The sequence below is a fragment of the Lederbergia citrisecunda genome (assembly GCF_018343695.1).
Lineage (GTDB): Bacteria > Bacillota > Bacilli > Bacillales > Bacillaceae_C > Lederbergia > Lederbergia citrisecunda.
Window position 1 is genome coordinate 16022 of the sequence record NZ_JAGYPJ010000001.1, and the last position, 18730, is coordinate 34751.

Consider the following 18730-nt stretch of genomic DNA (forward strand, 5'->3'; position numbering starts at 1 on the left):
AATGTTATAGTGAAAGTTATACTCCCAGGAGGAATGGGTATGTGGAATCAACGATACCGTTGGAAAAATAGACAGATTCGGGAACAGGTGTCTGTTATAGATGGGCAGAAGTCGCCAACACTTTTATTAAAAAACGCCCGTTTCCTACATTCAATTTTAAAAAAATGGATAACGTCCAATATATGGATTTATCAAGATCGAATTATTTATATTGGTGAAGAACTACCAAAAAGATTAGAAAACTGTGAAATTATCGATTGCTCCGGACTCACTCTTGTCCCTGGATATATAGAGCCTCACGTTCACCCGTTTCAACTTTATAATCCCCAATCATTCGCTCGTTTTGCATCTCAATCTGGTACAACGACTCTAATATGTGACAACCTATTCTTTTTTCTACATTTAAACAAAAAGAAAGCGTTTGCACTTTTGAATGAGCTGAACGAATCACCTGTCTCTATGTATTGGTGGGGACGATTTGATTCTCAAACCGAGATGAATGAAGAGGAGACTATTTTTACAAATAGTGAAATTAAGTCGTGGCTTGAGCATGAAGCTGTTGTGCAAGGTGGAGAATTAACGGGCTGGCCCAAGCTTCTAGCTGGGGACGATTTAATGCTACATTGGATTCAAGAAACGAAGCGTCTGGGTAAAAAAGTCGAAGGTCATTTCCCTGGTGGTTCCGATAAGACACTGACAAAAATGAAATTATTTGGCGTGGATGGGGATCATGAATCAATGACAGGGGCGGATGTTTACAAGCGCCTCATGCATGGATATACGGTTGCTCTTAGACATTCATCAATCAGACCAGATTTAAATGTCATGTTAAAAGAAATCCATGAATTAGGTATTGATCAATATGATTCGCTTGTTTTTACAACAGATGGATCTACTCCTGCCTTTTATAAACAAGGGGTCATGGATATGATGATTGACATGGCGATTAAAAATGGAGTACCGACGATTGATGCGTATCATATGGCTTCCTATAATATCGCTCGTCATTATAATCTGTCGCATCATCACGGCATGATTGCAACAGGCAGAATCGCAAATATTAATTTTCTTTCAAATGAAACAGAGCCTACTCCGATATCAGTTCTTGCAAAAGGACAATGGGTAAAAAGAGATGGTCAGAATTTAATCAATGACAAGGATATAAATTGGAAGGAATTTGGATTAGAGCCGTTGAATTTAAATTGGGAACTACAATCATCCGATTTGCAATTTTCCATGCCTTTTGGAATCGAAATGGTCAATGATGTCATTACAAAGCCATATTCCGTTTCTCTCGATTTATCAATTGATTACCTTCCACAAAAACATGAGGAGAGTTATTTTGCGTTGTTTGATCGGAAGGGGAAATGGAGAATTAACACAATTGTCAAAGGATTCGCAAAAAGTGTAAGCGGTTTCGCCTCTTCTTTTTCAAATACTGGGGATATTATTTTAATAGGTAAAATGAAAAAGGATATGCTCCTTGCTTTTAAAAGAATGAAAGAAATTGGTGGAGGCATTGTCCTTGCTGAAAATGGAAAAGTCATACATGAAATTCCGTTGCCGCTTGCTGGATTAATGTCAGATCAGCCATTAGAGGAATTAATAAAAGCTGAAGAAAGATTAAAGGAGCTACTATACGAAAGAGGGTATTCTTTTACTGATCCTATCTATTCTTTACTATTTTTCTCTGCAACTCATTTACCGTATATTCGGGTAACGCAAAGCGGAATGTATGATGTAATGAATAAAACTATACTATTTCCAACATTAATGCGTTAAAATGATAGAGTAAAGAATGATGTAGGGGATGGAATAGTGAAGCATAAATCGATACCAGTCATATTATTGATCACAGCCATATTACTTTTATCAGCCTGTAGTAAGAAGGCTCCAGATAAAGAAACTCCAAAGCCAGAAGTAAATGAACCGGAGACAACGGAGCAGACTTCGGACAAAACGGATGAGTATCATTTTCCATTAACAGGGATAGGCACTGACGTGGAGCCTAATCGAAGAGCGGTTGCAGTCATGATAAATAATCATCCGGAAGCGCGTCCTCAAACGGGACTTTCGCAGGCCGATATAGTGTACGAACTACTAGCTGAAGGAAATGTTACGAGATTTTTAGCTATTTTTCAAAGCGAAGCGCCTGAAAATATTGGTCCAGTTCGTAGTGCCCGCGAATATTATATTGAGCTTGCCCAAGGCTATAATGCTCTTTTCATTGCGCATGGATATAGCCCAGAAGCTGAAAAAATACTATCATCCGGTGTCATCGACAATTTAAACGGGATGAGATATGATGGTACTTTATTTAAACGATCATCGGATCGAAAAGCGCCACATAATTCTTATATTACTTATAAAAATATCGAAAAAGGAGCAGAGGATAATGGATTTTCAATGACCGGTCCTCCAGCTTCAATGGATTTTTATAAAGAAGAAGAACTTGAGAGTATCAGTGGAACTGGCGCAAATCATATAAAAGTTGTATACGGAAATAGCTCACAATTTACAGCGGAGTATCAATATGACTCTCAATCTGGTGAATATTCTCGTTTTTCCGATGGTGAACAAACGGTTGAATATAAAACTAGAGAACCTGTGTTAGTCAAAAATCTTTTAGTTATTGAAACTGAACATAAAGTTTTGGATTCAGCTGGAAGACGCTTCATTGATTTAAAATCTGGCGGTAAAGCTTACTTGTTCCAAGAAGGGAACATGAAAGAAATAGAATGGAGAAATACTGACGGCCAGATTCTTCCATATGAGAATGGTCAACCTGCAAAGCTTGTTCCAGGGAAAACGTGGGTCAATGTCATACCTAGTTTGAACGATGTCTCATACGAGCTCAAATAAAAAAGGAGATAGATGGATGCAAATCGAAAAATTAAGAGGTCGAGAGCTTGACCAATTATTTGAAGCGGTCTTATCTTTAAAAAATGTTGAAGAATGCTATCGTTTCTTTGATGATTTATGTACGATTAACGAAATTCAAGCTTTGTCGCAACGTCTAGAAGTAGCTAGAATGCTAAGAGATGGAAAAACCTATCATAAAATTGAGACAGAAACAGGTGCAAGCACGGCAACAATCTCTCGAGTAAAACGTTGTCTCAATTATGGAAACGATACGTATGAAATGGTCCTTGAGAGGATTTATAAAGATAAGGAATAGATAGAATAAAGCCTAGTATCTTGGTAAGATTGGATACTGGGCTTTTTAGTTGCAATTCTTGTCTAAAATAATCCTATAAGTGGTGGGATACGAATAGAATTGTAGGCATGTCGAGAAGAAGTGAGAGATTGGGAAATAGAAGTAAGAGCACGGCTAATAGAAGAGAGAGCACGGCTAATAGAAAAGTGAGCACGGAGAATATAATTGTGAGCATAGCGAACAGAGACGTGAGCGAGAAACTGCACGTCAGGATAGATATTGTCAATGGAATCAGCTAATAGGGATGTCTTAACGTCTAATAGGACTACTGAATCGTCTAATAGGCTGGCAGAATTGTCTAATAGATCGTCGATACGTCTAATAGAACAGCTGAATCATCTAATAGAGGCGCCAAACCAACTAATAGAAGACAGAGCTATGGCTTAGAAAAACGCCTATTGAGAATAGACTTGCAGGAACACCGAATAGAATTCTTGTTAACTCCAGCTCAAACGACGAACAAGATAAAAAGGATTGCCAAAAACAACGAACTATTAGCCAAAGAATTTTCTCTTTTACGTCAGTACCACACTCGTCAAAATGCTATAATGTAATATGGTAATAAGAAAAGCGAAAGCGTCTTGCTCATCGACGTACGAACTACAGGTGCTTCGACTGAGATAAAGGAAACACGATGAACCTGCAAGGTGAATCGATATTGACTTATCGTAGGGAGAAGCCACGTAGTTCGCTAGTCGATAGGCGCTGTAGCTAGACAATAGAAAAGCGAAAGCGTCTTGCTCATCGACGTACGAACTACAGGTGCTTCGACTGAGATAAAGGAAACACGATGAGCCTGCAAGGTTAATCAATATTGACTCCACATAGGGAAGTCGACAGGCGCTGTAGCTAGAACACTCTAAATAAATAATATATACACTTAAAAAATATATGCTTTCATATAAAATGAAAAATGGAGGATTTTTAGCATATGTACGATGTAAAAAAATGGCGTCATGTTTTTAAGCTGGACCCGAATAAAGAGATTTCAGATGATCATCTTGAAGAATTATGCGAATCGGGAACGGACGCCATCATTGTGGGAGGTACAGATGATGTAACTCTGGATAAAGTTCTTAATCTGATGGCAAGAATTAGAAGGTATACCGTACCTTGCGTATTGGAAGTCAGCAATCTTGAATCAATTACTCCAGGCTTTGACCTATACTTCATTCCTTCTGTACTTAACAGTCGGGATATTCGCTGGTTCTCAGGTATTCATCACGAGGCTGTTAAAGAATACGGAGAGTTAATGGATTGGAATGAAATTCTTATTGAAGGCTACTGTATATTAAACGATAATTGTAAAGCGGCCATACAAACAAATGCGAATACGAATATCGATGCGGACGATGTCGTTGCGTATGCGATGATGGCAGAAAAAATGTTTCGTATGCCGATTTTTTATATGGAATATAGTGGTACATACGGTGACCCCGAACTTGTAAAAAAAGTGAAAAATCAGCTCAATGAAACAAAGCTTTTTTATGGTGGTGGAATTAATACCGTACAACAAGCAATTGAAATGAGGCAGGTTGCCGATGTAATTATCGTCGGAAACGCCATTTATGAAAACTTCGGTGAAGCATTGAAAACAGTTAACATATAACGATATAATAGAACAAATGTTCTTTAATAGGCGGTGAACAACGTGCAATTTTTAACAAATCGTCTCCTTGAAGGTTTAAATCCTGAGCAAAAGGAGGCTGTAAAAACAACAGATGGGCCTTTGTTGATTATGGCGGGGGCTGGAAGTGGAAAAACGAGGGTGCTCACACATCGAGTTGCCTATTTAATGGTGGAAAAAGGTGTGAATCCTTACAATATTTTAGCAATTACGTTTACAAATAAAGCTGCACGCGAAATGAAAGACCGTATTGGAAAAATCATGGGCGGTACAGCTGAAGAAGTTTGGATCTCTACATTTCACTCCATGTGCGTTCGAATTTTACGACGCGATATTGATCGGCTAGGATATAACCGCAATTTTACAATCCTCGATACGACTGACCAACTATCTGTCATTAAAAATGTCCAGAAAGACCTCAATATCGATTCGAAAAAATATGATGCAAGGGCGATTCTTGGCGCTATTAGCAGTGCTAAGAACGAATTAGTCACAACGAGCGAGTATGAGAAACAAGCAGCAGGCTATTATGCACAAACGGTCAGCAAGGTTTATACAGAATATCAGCGCAGACTACGCAGAAATAATGCACTCGATTTTGACGATTTAATTATGGTGACGATTCAACTTTTTCAAGGTGTCCCAGAAGTTCTCGAATTTTATCAACGTAAGTTTCAATATATTCATGTGGATGAATATCAAGATACGAACCGTGCTCAATATCTTTTAGTCAAATTACTTGCCGTTAGGTTGAAAAACTTATGTGTCGTCGGCGACTCCGACCAGTCCATTTACAGATGGCGCGGAGCGGACATTGCCAATATCCTTTCATTTGAAAAAGATTATCCAAATGCGAAAGTTATTTTATTGGAGCAAAATTATCGTTCTACTAAAAGAATTTTGGAAGCAGCAAACGAAGTCATACAAAATAACCATAATCGCAAGCCGAAAAATTTGTGGACTGATAATGACGAAGGTCCAAAAATTGTGTATTACCGTGCGGATGGAGAGCAAACTGAAGCTCAATTCGTTGCTGGCAAAATAAAAGAAAAGACGGCAGATCCTAACCGCACGCTTTCAGATGTGGCCATCCTTTATCGGACAAATGCCCAGTCCCGTGTAATGGAGGAAGTTTTATTAAAATCAAACATTGAGTACAATATCGTCGGCGGAACAAAGTTCTATGACCGTAAAGAAATTAAAGACTTGCTAGCTTATTTACGGCTTATTGCAAATCCAGACGATGATATTAGCTTGCAACGTATAATTAATGTTCCGAAACGAGGCATTGGTGCAACTTCTTTAGATAAAATTGCGTCCTATGCAAGAGAACATGACTTATCACTGTATCATGCGTTAAATGAGATTGATTTTATCGGTTTATCCGGAAAAACGGCAAATTCAGCGGCTGAATTCCATGCACTCATTCGCAACATTACGCAAATGCAAGATTTTCTGTCTGTTACTGAAATCGTGGAGGAAGTAATCGAGAAATCAGGGTACGAAGCGATGTTGCGAGCGGAAAAAACACTCGAAGCCGAAAGTCGATTAGAGAATATAAACGAATTTTTATCTGTTACGAAAAGCTTTGAAGAAGGTAATGATGATAAAAGCTTGATTGCCTTTTTAACAGACTTGGCGCTTGTTGCAGATATCGATAAGCTTGATGAAGATGGTACTCCAGGGGATGCTGTGACGTTAATGACCCTTCACTCCGCAAAAGGATTAGAGTATCCAATTGTATTTTTAATCGGAATGGAAGAAGGAGTTTTTCCGCATAGCCGATCATTAATGGAAGAAGAAGAAATGGAAGAAGAGCGTAGACTGGCATACGTCGGCATCACTCGTGCAGAAGAAGAGTTATTTATTACAAATGCACAAATGAGGACGCTTTTCGGCCGTACGAGTATGAATCCTGTTTCGAGATTTATAGCTGAGATTCCAGAAGATGTTTTAGAGCATGCCCATAAGGAAATGAGACGACCTGTTGCTTCCCAAAGCTTTGCTGTCGGAGGACAAACGAGGAGCAAGCCTGTAAGTAGACCTACTCCTACACCAGTTACAACCGGTGCTGACGGAGTAGCCTGGAAAGCTGGCGATAAAGCAGAGCATACAAAATGGGGTATCGGTACAGTTGTAACGGTAAAAGAAAAGAATGGAAGTGTCGAACTCGATATCGCTTTTCCAAGCCCAATTGGTATTAAGCGCCTATTGGCTGATTATGCCCCGATTAAAAAAGTCTAGTAAGCTTTTTAGGAGGACTGAGAGATGGCCCGCGATTCAGTAGAAAAACAGTTAAAAGAATTATACAATCTATTAAATCAATACAATTATGAGTATCATGTTTTGGACAATCCATCTGTTCCGGATGCAGAGTATGATCGACTGATGAGAGAGTTAATAAAGCTCGAGGAAGAACATCCCGAGCTCATATCGCCCGATTCGCCAACTCAACGTGTTGGTGGCGAACCGTTATCGACTTTTGAAAAAGTTCGTCATGAAACACAGATGTTAAGCTTAGCTAATGCTTTTTCTGAAGAGGATCTTCGCGACTTTGATCGTCGAGTTAGACAGGGGATTGGGGAACAATTTTCATATGTTTGTGAATTGAAAATTGATGGATTAGCCGTATCGCTTCGTTATATCGACGGACTTTTTGTACAAGGGTCTACAAGGGGAGACGGCACCATTGGTGAAGACATTACCGCTAATTTAAGGACGATACGTTCTATTCCTATAAGACTAAAAGAGCCATTTTCTCTTGAAGTTCGCGGCGAAGCATATATGCCTAAAAAATCGTTTTTACAATTAAACAAAGTGCGAGAAGAAAATGGTGAAGTACTATTCGCAAATCCGAGAAATGCAGCTGCAGGCTCTCTCCGTCAGCTTGATCCGAGAATTGCCGCATCACGTAACCTGGATGTTTTCTTATATGGGATGGGGGATTCTGGGACAACCGGCGTAACCGCACATAGTGAGGGCCTTGATCTACTTCAGAAGATGGGCTTAAAAGTGAATAACGAAAGAAAAAAATGTGAATCTATCGAAGAAGTAATAGAGTATATTAAAAAATGGACAGAGAATCGACCACATCTCGATTATGAAATTGACGGGATTGTGATCAAAGTTGATTCAATCGACCAACAGGAACAGCTAGGAAGTACAGCCAAAACGCCTCGCTGGGCCGTTGCTTACAAATTTCCTGCGGAAGAAGTCATTACAAAACTGATTGATATTGAACTAAGCGTTGGACGAACTGGTGTAATTACGCCAACGGCTATATTGGAGCCTGTTCGTGTCGCAGGAACGACTGTACAAAGAGCTTCTCTTCATAATGAAGATTTGATAAGAGAAAAAGATATTATGCTTCACGATTACGTAGTTGTTAAAAAAGCAGGAGACATTATTCCTGAAGTCGTAAATGTACTCACTGAAAGAAGAAACGGTGAAGAAATTCCGTTCCATATGCCTACGCATTGCCCAGAATGTGATAGTGAATTAATTCGTTTGGAAGGTGAAGTAGCTCTTCGTTGTATTAACCCAACATGTCCAGCACAAAGACGTGAAGGTCTAATTCACTTTGTTTCTCGGAATGCAATGAATATTGATGGTTTAGGTGAAAAGGTAATTGGTCAATTATTTTCCCTTCAACTTGTAAAAGATCCTGCGGACATTTACTTTTTAACAAAGGATCAACTATTAAACATGGAGAGAATGGGAGAAAAATCAGCAACGAATTTAATCAATGCGATACAAGCATCTAAAGCTAATTCACTTGAAAAATTGTTGTTCGGTCTTGGTATTCGTCATGTAGGGGAAAAGGCAGCAAAAACACTTGCAGAGCATTTTGAAACGATCGATAAACTTTCTATTGCTTCACGTGAAGAATTAATAAGCGTTGAAGAAGTTGGAGAAAAAATGGCAGATGCAATTGCTACGTTTTTTGAAAACGAGGAATTCGAACAGTTAATCTCAAAGTTGAAAAATGCTGGAGTAAATATGGAATATCTCGGTCCAAAAAGATCGGAGACAGCAAATATAGATTCTTATTTTAACGGAAAAACCGTTGTACTAACCGGAAAGCTTGAAAAAATGAACCGAAACGAAGTAAAAGCAACGATTGAATCATTAGGTGGTAAAGTTTCCGGCAGTGTTAGTAAAAAAACGGATTTAGTCATAGCTGGCGAAGACGCTGGATCGAAATTGACAAAAGCAGAAGAACTTGGAATTGAAGTGTGGGACGAAGAAAGGCTTCTAGAAGAACTGGTCGACTAGCACTTCCCCACAATCTTTTGAAAATAAAGGTGGAAAAATGGCATGAAAAAATGGTTGGCTTTGCTTATGGCAACGGCTCTTTTAAGTGGCTGTGTGCCAACGTTTCAAAAAAATGATGAAGTTGTACAAGATAATAATGACAACAAGGATAAATCGATCATACCTAGTTATCAAATATCTGATTCTTATTATCGATCAGTTGTTCCATTTAGGACTAGTAAAACAAGAGGAATGGTCGTATCAAACCTAAATTCTAAATATGATATTGATGAGTTTGAAACAGGCTTAATGCGAGTTGCAAATGAACATTTCTCGACGGATAAATACGTATTTGAAGAAGGCCAAAAGCTTGATAAAGAAACAGTAAGCAAATGGTTAAGACGAAAATATACAGCGAGTCAATTAAAAGAATTAAACATAAAAGAAGAGGATAACATTGGTCTCAATCCTTTAAATAACGAAAAAGGGTCGATTGAACAACAAAATGAGAAAAGTCCAATTTATCTTGCACAAGTTCTTGAACATGACTATTTAATAAAGAAAGATGACAAGGTGAAACTTGGCGGGATTGTGATTGGACTTGCGTTAAATTCTGTTCATTATTACCAAAAAGAAAAATATGGAGCGACGTTCGAACAGGACATTCCTCATGATAAATTGGCCGCGGAAGGAAAGAAAATGGCCGAGGAGATTATTAAACGACTTCGTTCTAATACAGAGATTGGTAATGTACCGATTACCATCGCCTTGTTCGAGCAGAAAGGCAAAAACTCGGTCATTCCCGGAAACTTTTTTGCATACGCACATGCCAATGGAGGGAGTGCTTCTCTAGGCGACTGGAAAGCGATTGATGAAACATACTATCTCTTCCCATCATCCGCTGCTGAAAAAGATCATCGAGATGATGTTACCTCCTTTATGGCGTTTAAAGACGAAGTCGAGAAATATTTCCCGAATTATAACGGTGTAATAGGACAGGCCTTTTATAAAAATGGACAGTTTATTAAACTTTCCATTGATATACCAATTCAGTTATATGGCCATGCTGAAATTATAGCCTTTACTCAATATGCGACTTCCCTCGTCATGGACCATTTTCCGGATTATGTTACGGTAGATGTAAATATAAATTCCATTAATGGAGCGGAAGCATTAATTGTTAAAAACGCCGGAGATAAAGAGCCGTTTGTTCATATATACTAATTGATTCTATATCAGGCGCGTTAATGTCTGCTCCAGCCCGATTCGGGAAAGAAATCAATTGACCATCCCATTCCGTCTCGAATAAATCCGAATCACAACTTATATCGCCGTCTGGGACTTATAGGAGATCTCGCAGGCACGTCATGTGCAGAGGAGACCTACGGAGAAGTTCTCGGTACGGAAACCAGCGTGCAATTTTATCAAAGCAAGAGGGGGCAAATACCTTGCCCTCTTGCGTTTGTTTAAGTTTTTCTGATATTATCAATAGTATTGCAAGGATCGATTTTTTACCGGAGGTGCAGAAAATGTCGAGAATTTCGAAAGATCAAGTATTGCATGTAGCTCATTTAGCTAGACTTGAAATGAATAATGAAGAAGCGGAACAATTTACTGAACAGCTTGACCGCATCATCGAAATGGCAGAGAAATTAGATGAACTGAATACCGAGAATATTAAGCCGACTTCCCACGTGTTCGCTCAAGAAAATGTAATGCGTGAAGATGTGGCGGTAAAAGGGTTGCCAATTGAAGAAGTGCTGAGAAACGTCCCTCAACATGAAGATGGACAAATTAAAGTACCTAAAATTTTGGATTAAGGGGGGACTCCCATGTCGATTTTGGATCATAGCATAAAAGATATACATGAACTTTTACATAAAAAAGAAATCTCCGTTTCTGATTTAGTAGATCAATCAATTAATCGGATCAATGAAGTTGATGGAAAAGTACAAGCTTTTCTAACAGTGGATGAAGAAAATGCTAGAAAAAAAGCAAAAGAATTGGACGGTAAGTTGGGAGACAATCCACTTTTCGGAATTCCAGCAGGGATGAAGGATAACATCGTTACGAAGAACTTGCGCACTACATGTGCTAGTAAGATGCTTGAAAACTTTGATCCTGTTTATGACGCAACGGTCATGGAAAAGTTGAATGAAGAGAGCACTGTTACAATTGGTAAATTGAATATGGACGAGTTTGCGATGGGGTCTACAACTGAAACCTCAGCTTTTCACATAACGAGGAATCCATGGAATCTTGACCGAGTTCCGGGTGGATCTTCAGGTGGATCCGCAGCCGCAGTTGCATCTGGACAAGTATCATTTGCTCTAGGTACCGATACAGGTGGATCTATCCGTCAGCCCGCTGCTTTTTGTGGAGTAGTTGGTATGAAACCTACATATGGGCGTGTATCTCGTTATGGATTAGTCGCTTTTGCGTCATCCTTAGATCAAGCTGGTCCTATTACAAGAACTGTAGAGGACAATGCAATTGTTTTACAAGCTATTGCAGGCTTGGATTCCAACGATTCCACTACTGTGAACAAAGAAGTGCCTAATTACTTAGCAGGATTAACTGGAGATGTAAAAGGGTTAAAAATTGCTGTTCCTAAAGAATATTTAGGAGAAGGAGTAAGTGAAGCTTCACGTCAGTCCGTGCTTGATGCGCTAAAAGTACTTGAAGGTCTTGGCGCAACTTGGGAAGAAGTTTCCCTACCGCATTCTCAATACGGGGTAGCAACGTATTATTTACTTGCTTCTTCTGAGGCTTCTGCTAACCTTGCACGTTTTGATGGTGTTCGTTACGGTTACCGTACACCGAATCCGAAAAATTTAATGGATTTATATAAAAAGTCACGTTCAGAAGGCTTTGGCGACGAAGTAAAACGTCGTATCATGCTTGGGACTTTTGCGCTTAGCTCAGGGTTTTATGATGCTTATTATAAAAAGGCACAACAAGTTAGAACACTGATTAAGCAAGATTTCGATAATGTGTTTTCAAAATATGATGTAATCATTGGACCTACAACTCCAACACCAGCTTATAAAATTGGAGAAGTCGTTCATGATGTAGTAACCATGTACGTAAGAGATCTACTGACAATCCCTGTCAACCTAGCGGGTCTTCCAGGAATATCTGTACCTTGTGGATTTACAGAAGGTCTTCCACTTGGACTACAAATTATTGGAAAGCATTTTGACGAACAAACGATTTACCGTGTTGCTCATGCATTTGAGCAAGCGACGAATTTCCATCAACAAACGCCACAATTGTAAGGGGGGAGAGACGACATGAATTTTGAAACGGTAATCGGACTTGAAGTCCACGTAGAATTAAAAACGGAATCAAAAGTATTTTCACCAGCTCCTAACCATTTTGGAGCGGAACCAAATCATAACACAACTGTTATCGACCTTGGCTATCCTGGTGTATTGCCAGTATTAAACAAGAGCGCAGTAGAATATGCAATGAAAGCTGCAATGGCGATCAATTGTGAAATCGCAACAGAAACGAAATTTGATCGTAAAAACTATTTTTACCCAGATAATCCAAAAGCTTATCAAATTTCTCAGTTTGACAAACCAATTGGGGAACATGGCTGGATTGAAATAGAAGTTGACGGTGTTAAAAAGAAAATAGGTATCACACGCCTTCACCTTGAAGAAGATGCTGGTAAATTAACGCATAAAGAAGACGGATCACTCGTTGACTTAAACCGTGCTGGAACTTCACTAATTGAGATTGTTTCTGAGCCGGATATTCGTTCACCTCAAGAAGCGTATGCTTATTTAGAGAAACTAAAATCCATTATTCAATATACAGGTGTTTCTGATGTTAGAATGGAAGAAGGTTCTCTAAGATGTGATGCCAACATTTCTTTACGTCCAGTTGGACAAGAAGAATTTGGAACAAAAACAGAATTGAAAAACTTAAACTCCTTTAACTTTGTCCGTAGAGGATTAGAGTTTGAACAAAAACGTCAGGAGAAAGTTCTTTTATCAGGTGGAGTGATCCAACAAGAAACTCGTCGTTTTGACGAATCTACTGGTGAAACGATCTTAATGCGTGTCAAAGAAGGAGCAGAAGATTACCGCTACTTCCCTGAGCCGGATCTCGTTCAGTTATATATTGATGATGAGTGGAAAGCCCGCGTTCGTGCGGAAATTCCTGAGCTTCCAGATGCTCGTAAAAAGCGCTATGTTGAAGATTTAGGTCTCCCAGCGTATGATGCGATGGTCCTTACGTTAACGAAGGAAATGTCCGACTTCTTTGAAGCGGTACTTGCTGAAGAGGCAGACGCGAAGCAAGCTTCCAACTGGATGATGGGAGAAGTTTCTGCTTACCTGAACTCCGAGCAAAAAGAACTACATGAAACGGCACTAACGCCAGCTGGACTCGCAGGAATGATTAAGTTGATCGAAGATGGAACGATTTCATCCAAAATTGCGAAACAAGTATTCCGCGAACTTGTTGAAAAAGGCGGAGACGCAGAAACAATCGTAAAAGAAAAAGGCTTAGTCCAAATTTCAGACGAAGGCGCATTGCTCGCCATCGTAACCGAAACATTAGATGCCAACCCACAATCCATTGAAGATTACAAAAATGGAAAAGGCCGCGCACTCGGATTCCTAGTCGGCCAAATCATGAAAGCCACAAAAGGCCAAGCGAACCCACCGATGGTTAATAAGTTATTGAAACAAGAAATGGATAAACGATAATAATAGAGATAGGTACTCCGTAACGGGGTGCCTATTTTTATTTTTGGCGGCTGAATACTGCGTGTACGAGTTTCGAGGTCAAATAAAGATCACCGTTCGGTAATAGGTTAAGGAAATTGCATTTTATTAGTAAGTTAAACGTCATTCGATAAAATAAAAGCCGGTTGAACGGCAATAGGATTCAGCTGAACGGGAATAGAAGGTGTTCGAACGGTAATAGGATTCAGCTGAACGGGAATAGAAGATGTTTGAATGGTAATAGGACCCAACTGAACGAGAATAGAAGATGTTTGAACGGTAATAGGATTCAGCTGAACGGGAATAGAAGGTGTTCGAACGGTAATAGGATTCAGCTGAACGGGAATAGAAGGTGTTCGAACGGTAATAGGATTCAACTGAACGGGAATAGAAGGTGTTTGAACGGCAATAGGATTCAACTGAACGGGAATAGAAGGTGTTCGAACGGATATAGGGTTCAACTGAACGGGAATAGAAGGTGTTCGAACGGTAATAGGATTCAACTGAACGGGAATAGAAGGTGTTCGAACGCTAATAGGATTCAGCTGAACGGGAATAGAAGATGTTTGGACGGTAATAGAATCAGCTGAAGACGATAGAGGACGGCTACCCCATAAATAAAACCATATCTTTAGAATAGTAATATGTAGAAAAAACAGTTTTTATTTTATAAGCCTTTAAGCTGAATGAAAATGGATCCTAGTATATAATAATAGGCAATAACAAAAGAAAAGAGGCGGAAATATGAACTTAGTGGACTGGTTTAATAAAGGAATGACATCTGAAGAGTACATAAATTCAATGGAAAAGCATCAAGAAAATTTGCAAACGATTCTTCAAAAATTTGAAGTTCCAGTAGGAGATGAAGCATCTTTAGCAAAATTAAAAGATGAAGAACTTCGCGTTATTGTCCTTACGGAAGATTGGTGTGGCGATGCCATGGTGAATGTTCCTATTTTATTAAAAATAGCCGAAAAAAGTGGAATAGAAGTTCGTATGCTGCTTCGTGATCAAAATTTAGAATTGATGGATCAATATTTAACGAATGGTACATCACGAGCAATCCCTATTTTTGTTTTTATCGATAAAGAGGGAAATGAACGTGCCGTCTGGGGACCAAGAGCGGAGAGTGTGCAACAATATGTGGATGAGCAGCGTTCTATGCTCCCTAGTAAGGAAGATGAAACCTTCGCGGAAAAGCAAAGTGAAATGTACGCTCAAATGATGGATAAATATGTAACAGATTCTACTGTTTGGGACGATGTATATAGTAGCATTAAAAATAGACTTCAATAAAATCGAGGTGTTGAATAATGGAGGAAATTGCAAATCAATATTTACAATATTTACGCTTAACACGTGAGGAACCGAATCTAAATTATTTGCAGCGCCTTATTCAACACCATTTGTCATTTATTCCGTATGAAACGTTTAGTAAATTTCAATATTTTTCTCTTGCACCGGATTATATTCCACCACTACCTGTCTTCGTTCAAAATATGGTTGAAAAAGGCTGGGGGGGCACATGCTATACGCTTAACATGAATTTTGCTAGATTACTATCATTGCTAGGGTATGATTGCTCTCTCGTAAAAGTAGAACCAGGCCATCTTGCCATTATGGTGATGATTCAAGATAGAAAATACTATGTAGATGTTGGATATGGTTCTCCCATTATGAAGCCAGTGGACTTGGAAGCTAAAACGAGGCATCATATGCACGGGTTCGGTGAAGAAATTATTTTTACGAAGCTTAGTTTGGATACATACGAAATAGATCGCCGATCAAATGGTAAATCGTTTGTAAAAAAACAAATCATCTGGAAGCCTCTCTCGGAAAAGGATATTACGGATGATATTCGCTCATCGTATTTAGACAGTGATGACAATATTACTATGAGAAGAATTACTGCCGTTCGTTTCAATGGTCATCAATGTTATTTTTTACGCAATAACTCGATGAAGATCATGACGTTTCGAAATATTAGTGAGGTAAAAATGAATGATTTTGGTAAATGGGAGAAACTAGTAGGGGAAGTTTATCAAGTAGATTCCGAGTCTTTAGTAGACTCTATTCAATTCCTTGCCGAACGAGGAATTAAATTGTTTTAAAAAATTCACCTGAATAGAGGTGGATTTTTTTATTTGGAAACAAATATTAATAATTTACGTCTTAACTTGTAGAAGATAAATATATTGGGGAGGAAGCGCTATGTATTCACCTGATGCTTTTAACTTTGTAAAATATGAAATGGTTTTTTTGACGATTATCTTAATTGTAATATTTATTAGCATTGTTTTTCTTAAAAAGTATACGAAATTTTTAAATAGATTTTCAGTTATGTTGATCAGTTTTATATGTATAATAATCTCTTCCTTAAACTTGATTATGCTTGGGTATGTAGCAGATGAGTTAAATTATGTGGATACTGTTAATTCGTATATATTTATTGCAATTATTGGATTTAGTGTTCTTAACTCAGCTTTTGCATATAAAAATCAATAGTGGGACCAACGCGAATTTTTATACTAATTCTCTTTGATATTTTGCTATAATTGCAATCGTATACATAAAAAGAAAGGGGCTTTTCTGATGGATTTACGTATTATGACATACAACGTGCGAAATGACTGTGACGCACCGCCTAATTCTTGGGAGGAACGTAAAGGGCTAATGAGGGATTTGATTATTCGAGAATCTCCAGATCTGATTGGTACCCAGGAATGTAAATTTAACCAAGTGCAGGATTTGGATCATCTTCTTGAGGATTACAATTGGATTGGTTTGGGACGAGAAGGCGGCAGTAAAAGTGAGTTTATGGCGATATTTTATAAAAAAAGTCGTTTCGACGTGTTAGAATACGATCATTTTTGGCTGTCGGATACTCCAAATGTGATTGCCTCAAGCACGTGGGGAAATGATTGTACGCGGATGGCCACTTGGGTTCGCTTCCTTGATAATGAGACGAATCAATCTTTCTATCATTTAAACACTCACTTGGACCATATTTCTGAAGTTGCGAGAGTAAAAGGTGCCGAGTTGATTGTAAAACATGCAAAAGCATTTGAGTCGTCTGTTCCGATATTTATTACGGGGGATTTTAACACTTTAGCCGAAACGGACACACATCAGGCCTTTTTGATAAAAGGGAATTTCATGGATACATGGAGTAATTCATCTGAACGAATGAATGAGGAACTGGGCAGCTTTAATAACTTTAATGATCCGACCGGAGGAGAAGGACGGATCGACTGGATTTTATATCGTGGAGATGTAAAAGTAGGTACTCTTAAAATTGTAAATGATCAAGTAGACGGAAGGTTCCCAAGTGATCATTTTCCAATTGTAGTAGATTTTGAGGTTTAAAAAAATGGTAGGCATCTTCAAAAGGATGCCTACCATTTTTTTAAGCTTGTATATTGTTGAAGATTTTGCGATATTGCCATATTAGAATGAGGATCATGATTTCCACTACAAATGAGGCAATTGCTCCTATTGTAATCAAAGTGAGGGCTGCACCTTCCGAAATATTTAAAGCAAAGGGTGTTAGAATCGCAACGCTAAGTACAACAATGACATAAATCTTTAGGTTGTTTTTGGTTGTATTGGCGAGCGACTCCTGTTTATGTTGATTCGCTAGTTCTATGGAACCCTTTAATAAATAATAAATAAGAACAAGGTGAATCAAAGTCATTATAGATGATGATGCAAGAATCAAAATGGTCGATGTAGAAGGGATGAAACCTTCCAAAATATTGATTTCCCCAATAAAATAAGTGGGTATAGATGCTACTCCTAAAAGGATTGCGTAAATATTAGCCTTTTTAAAATAAGAAGAAAATGTGCTTAAATCACTTAGACCGGATACGATGATAAAATAGCCGATGAAATCCGGGAAGAGATCGAATTGATTGATGTTTAAATTTAAAAATACGAGCATGAATCCCCAGAAGATTTTCGTAAAGGCTTTTGCGATGTCTGTCATTAATTTTCCCCCTGAATAATGGATACAATATCTTTTTCGGTCATTTCTGGCTGATAGTAAATCGTATCTGGGAATGAAAATGTTTTGCCTTCTTCATCATTACCAATCAATTTAATATCAAAGGTATATAAATGAAGTTTATTTTTATCATCATTATTAAACTTTATTTGATATTCCATTGACAAATAATCGCCTTTTTTCTTTAGTATGGGAAAGGAATCTTTAGTTAGGAGCTCTCCCTTTGGTACGATATCTGAATGATTTTCAGGAGTTCTTTGATGTTCTCCTACATAAACCTTTATTGCCTTTTCAAATTTATCCACAAACGGAATTTCCAAATCCGTGATAGTCACATCTTTTTTTGCAACAGCTACTGTATATCCAGTATGATCCGATGAACTCCCACTGGCACTAAAGTCGAAAGGGGTCTTGTTTTCTTTGTATTTGCGAAGAATCACATCTCCAATATCCATTAATTGAATTTCCCCATTCGTAAAATGTGCTTCTACTTCGGTTAGCTGTAGTTCTCCATTATTCATGATCTCTTCAAGTTCTTCAGTTACATTAACATGGACCATCTTTATTTGATGATGTGTAAATGTATCATATGTTTGATTTTCAAGCACTGGCAGCGTTATCTCTGAATCAGGAATCATAAACCAAGCAATTTCAATATCATCATTTCGATTTGTTATGTATTGAAATTCTAAGGTACTCCCAACGCTAACCTGGGTGTCATAATAATGTTTCAACATAATGGGCTCTTTCAATTGTTTACTCACAAAAAATAAATAATTCCCTATCATACTTATAATTGCGATTGCCATGCCACCTACTAGCACGGCTTTTTTGATATTCATATTTTCGTTCCTTTCTAAAATGTTCTTCACCTATAATTCTACAATTTT

16 protein-coding genes are annotated in these 18730 nt (G+C 38.3%); 13 read left to right on the plus strand and 3 right to left on the minus strand.

The genetic code is table 11. The features are described from left to right. Window positions 1-39 precede the first annotated feature (39 nt). The 10 genes from KHA93_RS00085 (at window position 40) to gatB (ending at window position 13819) form a co-directional block, all read left to right on the plus strand. On the plus strand, window positions 40-1782 hold the full coding sequence (locus KHA93_RS00085; RefSeq protein WP_213108850.1) for an adenine deaminase C-terminal domain-containing protein: 1743 nt from the start codon (window positions 40-42) through the stop codon (window positions 1780-1782). A 36-nt stretch (window positions 1783-1818) separates the two neighbouring features. After that, window positions 1819-2862 (plus strand): DUF3048 domain-containing protein, encoded by a 1044-nt coding sequence (locus KHA93_RS00090; protein WP_349772238.1) that lies wholly within the window; start codon window positions 1819-1821, stop codon window positions 2860-2862. 16 nt (window positions 2863-2878) lie between these two features. Continuing rightward, a complete protein-coding gene (locus tag KHA93_RS00095) occupies window positions 2879-3178 on the plus strand; it encodes a YerC/YecD family TrpR-related protein (RefSeq protein WP_213108851.1) in 300 nt (99 codons plus the stop codon). Between the two features lie 970 nt (window positions 3179-4148). Then, entirely contained in the window at window positions 4149-4826 is a 678-nt protein-coding gene (gene pcrB / locus KHA93_RS00100) for a heptaprenylglyceryl phosphate synthase (protein ID WP_213108852.1), read from the plus strand. A gap of 42 nt (window positions 4827-4868) precedes the next feature. Continuing rightward, window positions 4869-7088, plus strand: coding sequence for a DNA helicase PcrA (gene pcrA, locus KHA93_RS00105; RefSeq protein WP_213108853.1), 2220 nt, complete (start codon window positions 4869-4871; stop codon window positions 7086-7088). 24 nt (window positions 7089-7112) lie between these two features. After that, window positions 7113-9119 (plus strand): NAD-dependent DNA ligase LigA, encoded by a 2007-nt coding sequence (ligA, locus tag KHA93_RS00110; protein WP_213108854.1) that lies wholly within the window; start codon window positions 7113-7115, stop codon window positions 9117-9119. 42 nt (window positions 9120-9161) lie between these two features. Next, complete coding sequence (locus KHA93_RS00115; RefSeq protein ID WP_213108855.1) at window positions 9162-10322, plus strand: CamS family sex pheromone protein; 1161 nt, start codon at window positions 9162-9164, stop codon at window positions 10320-10322. Between the two features lie 305 nt (window positions 10323-10627). After that, window positions 10628-10918, plus strand: coding sequence for an Asp-tRNA(Asn)/Glu-tRNA(Gln) amidotransferase subunit GatC (gene gatC, locus KHA93_RS00120; RefSeq protein WP_213108856.1), 291 nt, complete (start codon window positions 10628-10630; stop codon window positions 10916-10918). Window positions 10919-10930: 12 nt separating this feature from the next. Then, window positions 10931-12376, plus strand: a complete 1446-nt coding sequence (gene gatA / locus KHA93_RS00125) for an Asp-tRNA(Asn)/Glu-tRNA(Gln) amidotransferase subunit GatA (protein WP_213108857.1) — start codon at window positions 10931-10933, stop codon at window positions 12374-12376. 15 nt (window positions 12377-12391) lie between these two features. Beyond that, the gene (gatB, locus tag KHA93_RS00130; protein ID WP_213108858.1) at window positions 12392-13819 is read left to right on the plus strand and encodes an Asp-tRNA(Asn)/Glu-tRNA(Gln) amidotransferase subunit GatB; all 1428 of its coding nucleotides are present in this window, start codon (window positions 12392-12394) and stop codon (window positions 13817-13819) included. 134 nt (window positions 13820-13953) lie between these two features. Here gatB and KHA93_RS00135 read toward each other — a convergent pair whose 3' ends face one another. After that, entirely contained in the window at window positions 13954-14340 is a 387-nt protein-coding gene (locus tag KHA93_RS00135; protein ID WP_213108859.1) for a hypothetical protein, read from the minus strand. A gap of 241 nt (window positions 14341-14581) precedes the next feature. Here KHA93_RS00135 and KHA93_RS00140 point away from each other — a divergent pair, with 241 nt between their 5' ends. From KHA93_RS00140 to KHA93_RS00150, 3 genes are all read left to right on the plus strand, one after another. Continuing rightward, window positions 14582-15133, plus strand: a complete 552-nt coding sequence (locus KHA93_RS00140; RefSeq protein ID WP_213108860.1) for a thioredoxin family protein — start codon at window positions 14582-14584, stop codon at window positions 15131-15133. A 17-nt stretch (window positions 15134-15150) separates the two neighbouring features. Then, window positions 15151-15948, plus strand: a complete 798-nt coding sequence (locus KHA93_RS00145) for an arylamine N-acetyltransferase (protein WP_213108861.1) — start codon at window positions 15151-15153, stop codon at window positions 15946-15948. 481 nt (window positions 15949-16429) lie between these two features. Beyond that, a complete protein-coding gene (locus KHA93_RS00150; RefSeq protein WP_213108862.1) occupies window positions 16430-17203 on the plus strand; it encodes an endonuclease/exonuclease/phosphatase family protein in 774 nt (257 codons plus the stop codon). Between the two features lie 40 nt (window positions 17204-17243). Here KHA93_RS00150 and KHA93_RS00155 read toward each other — a convergent pair whose 3' ends face one another. After that, window positions 17244-17822 carry a hypothetical protein gene (locus tag KHA93_RS00155; RefSeq protein WP_213108863.1) on the minus strand — a complete coding sequence of 193 codons (579 nt, stop codon included), beginning with the start codon at window positions 17820-17822 and terminating at the stop codon, window positions 17244-17246. Continuing rightward, window positions 17822-18682 (minus strand): hypothetical protein, encoded by an 861-nt coding sequence (locus KHA93_RS00160; protein ID WP_213108864.1) that lies wholly within the window; start codon window positions 18680-18682, stop codon window positions 17822-17824. The genes KHA93_RS00155 and KHA93_RS00160 overlap by 1 nt, the downstream gene beginning before the upstream one ends. Between the last annotated feature and the right edge of the window lie 48 nt (window positions 18683-18730).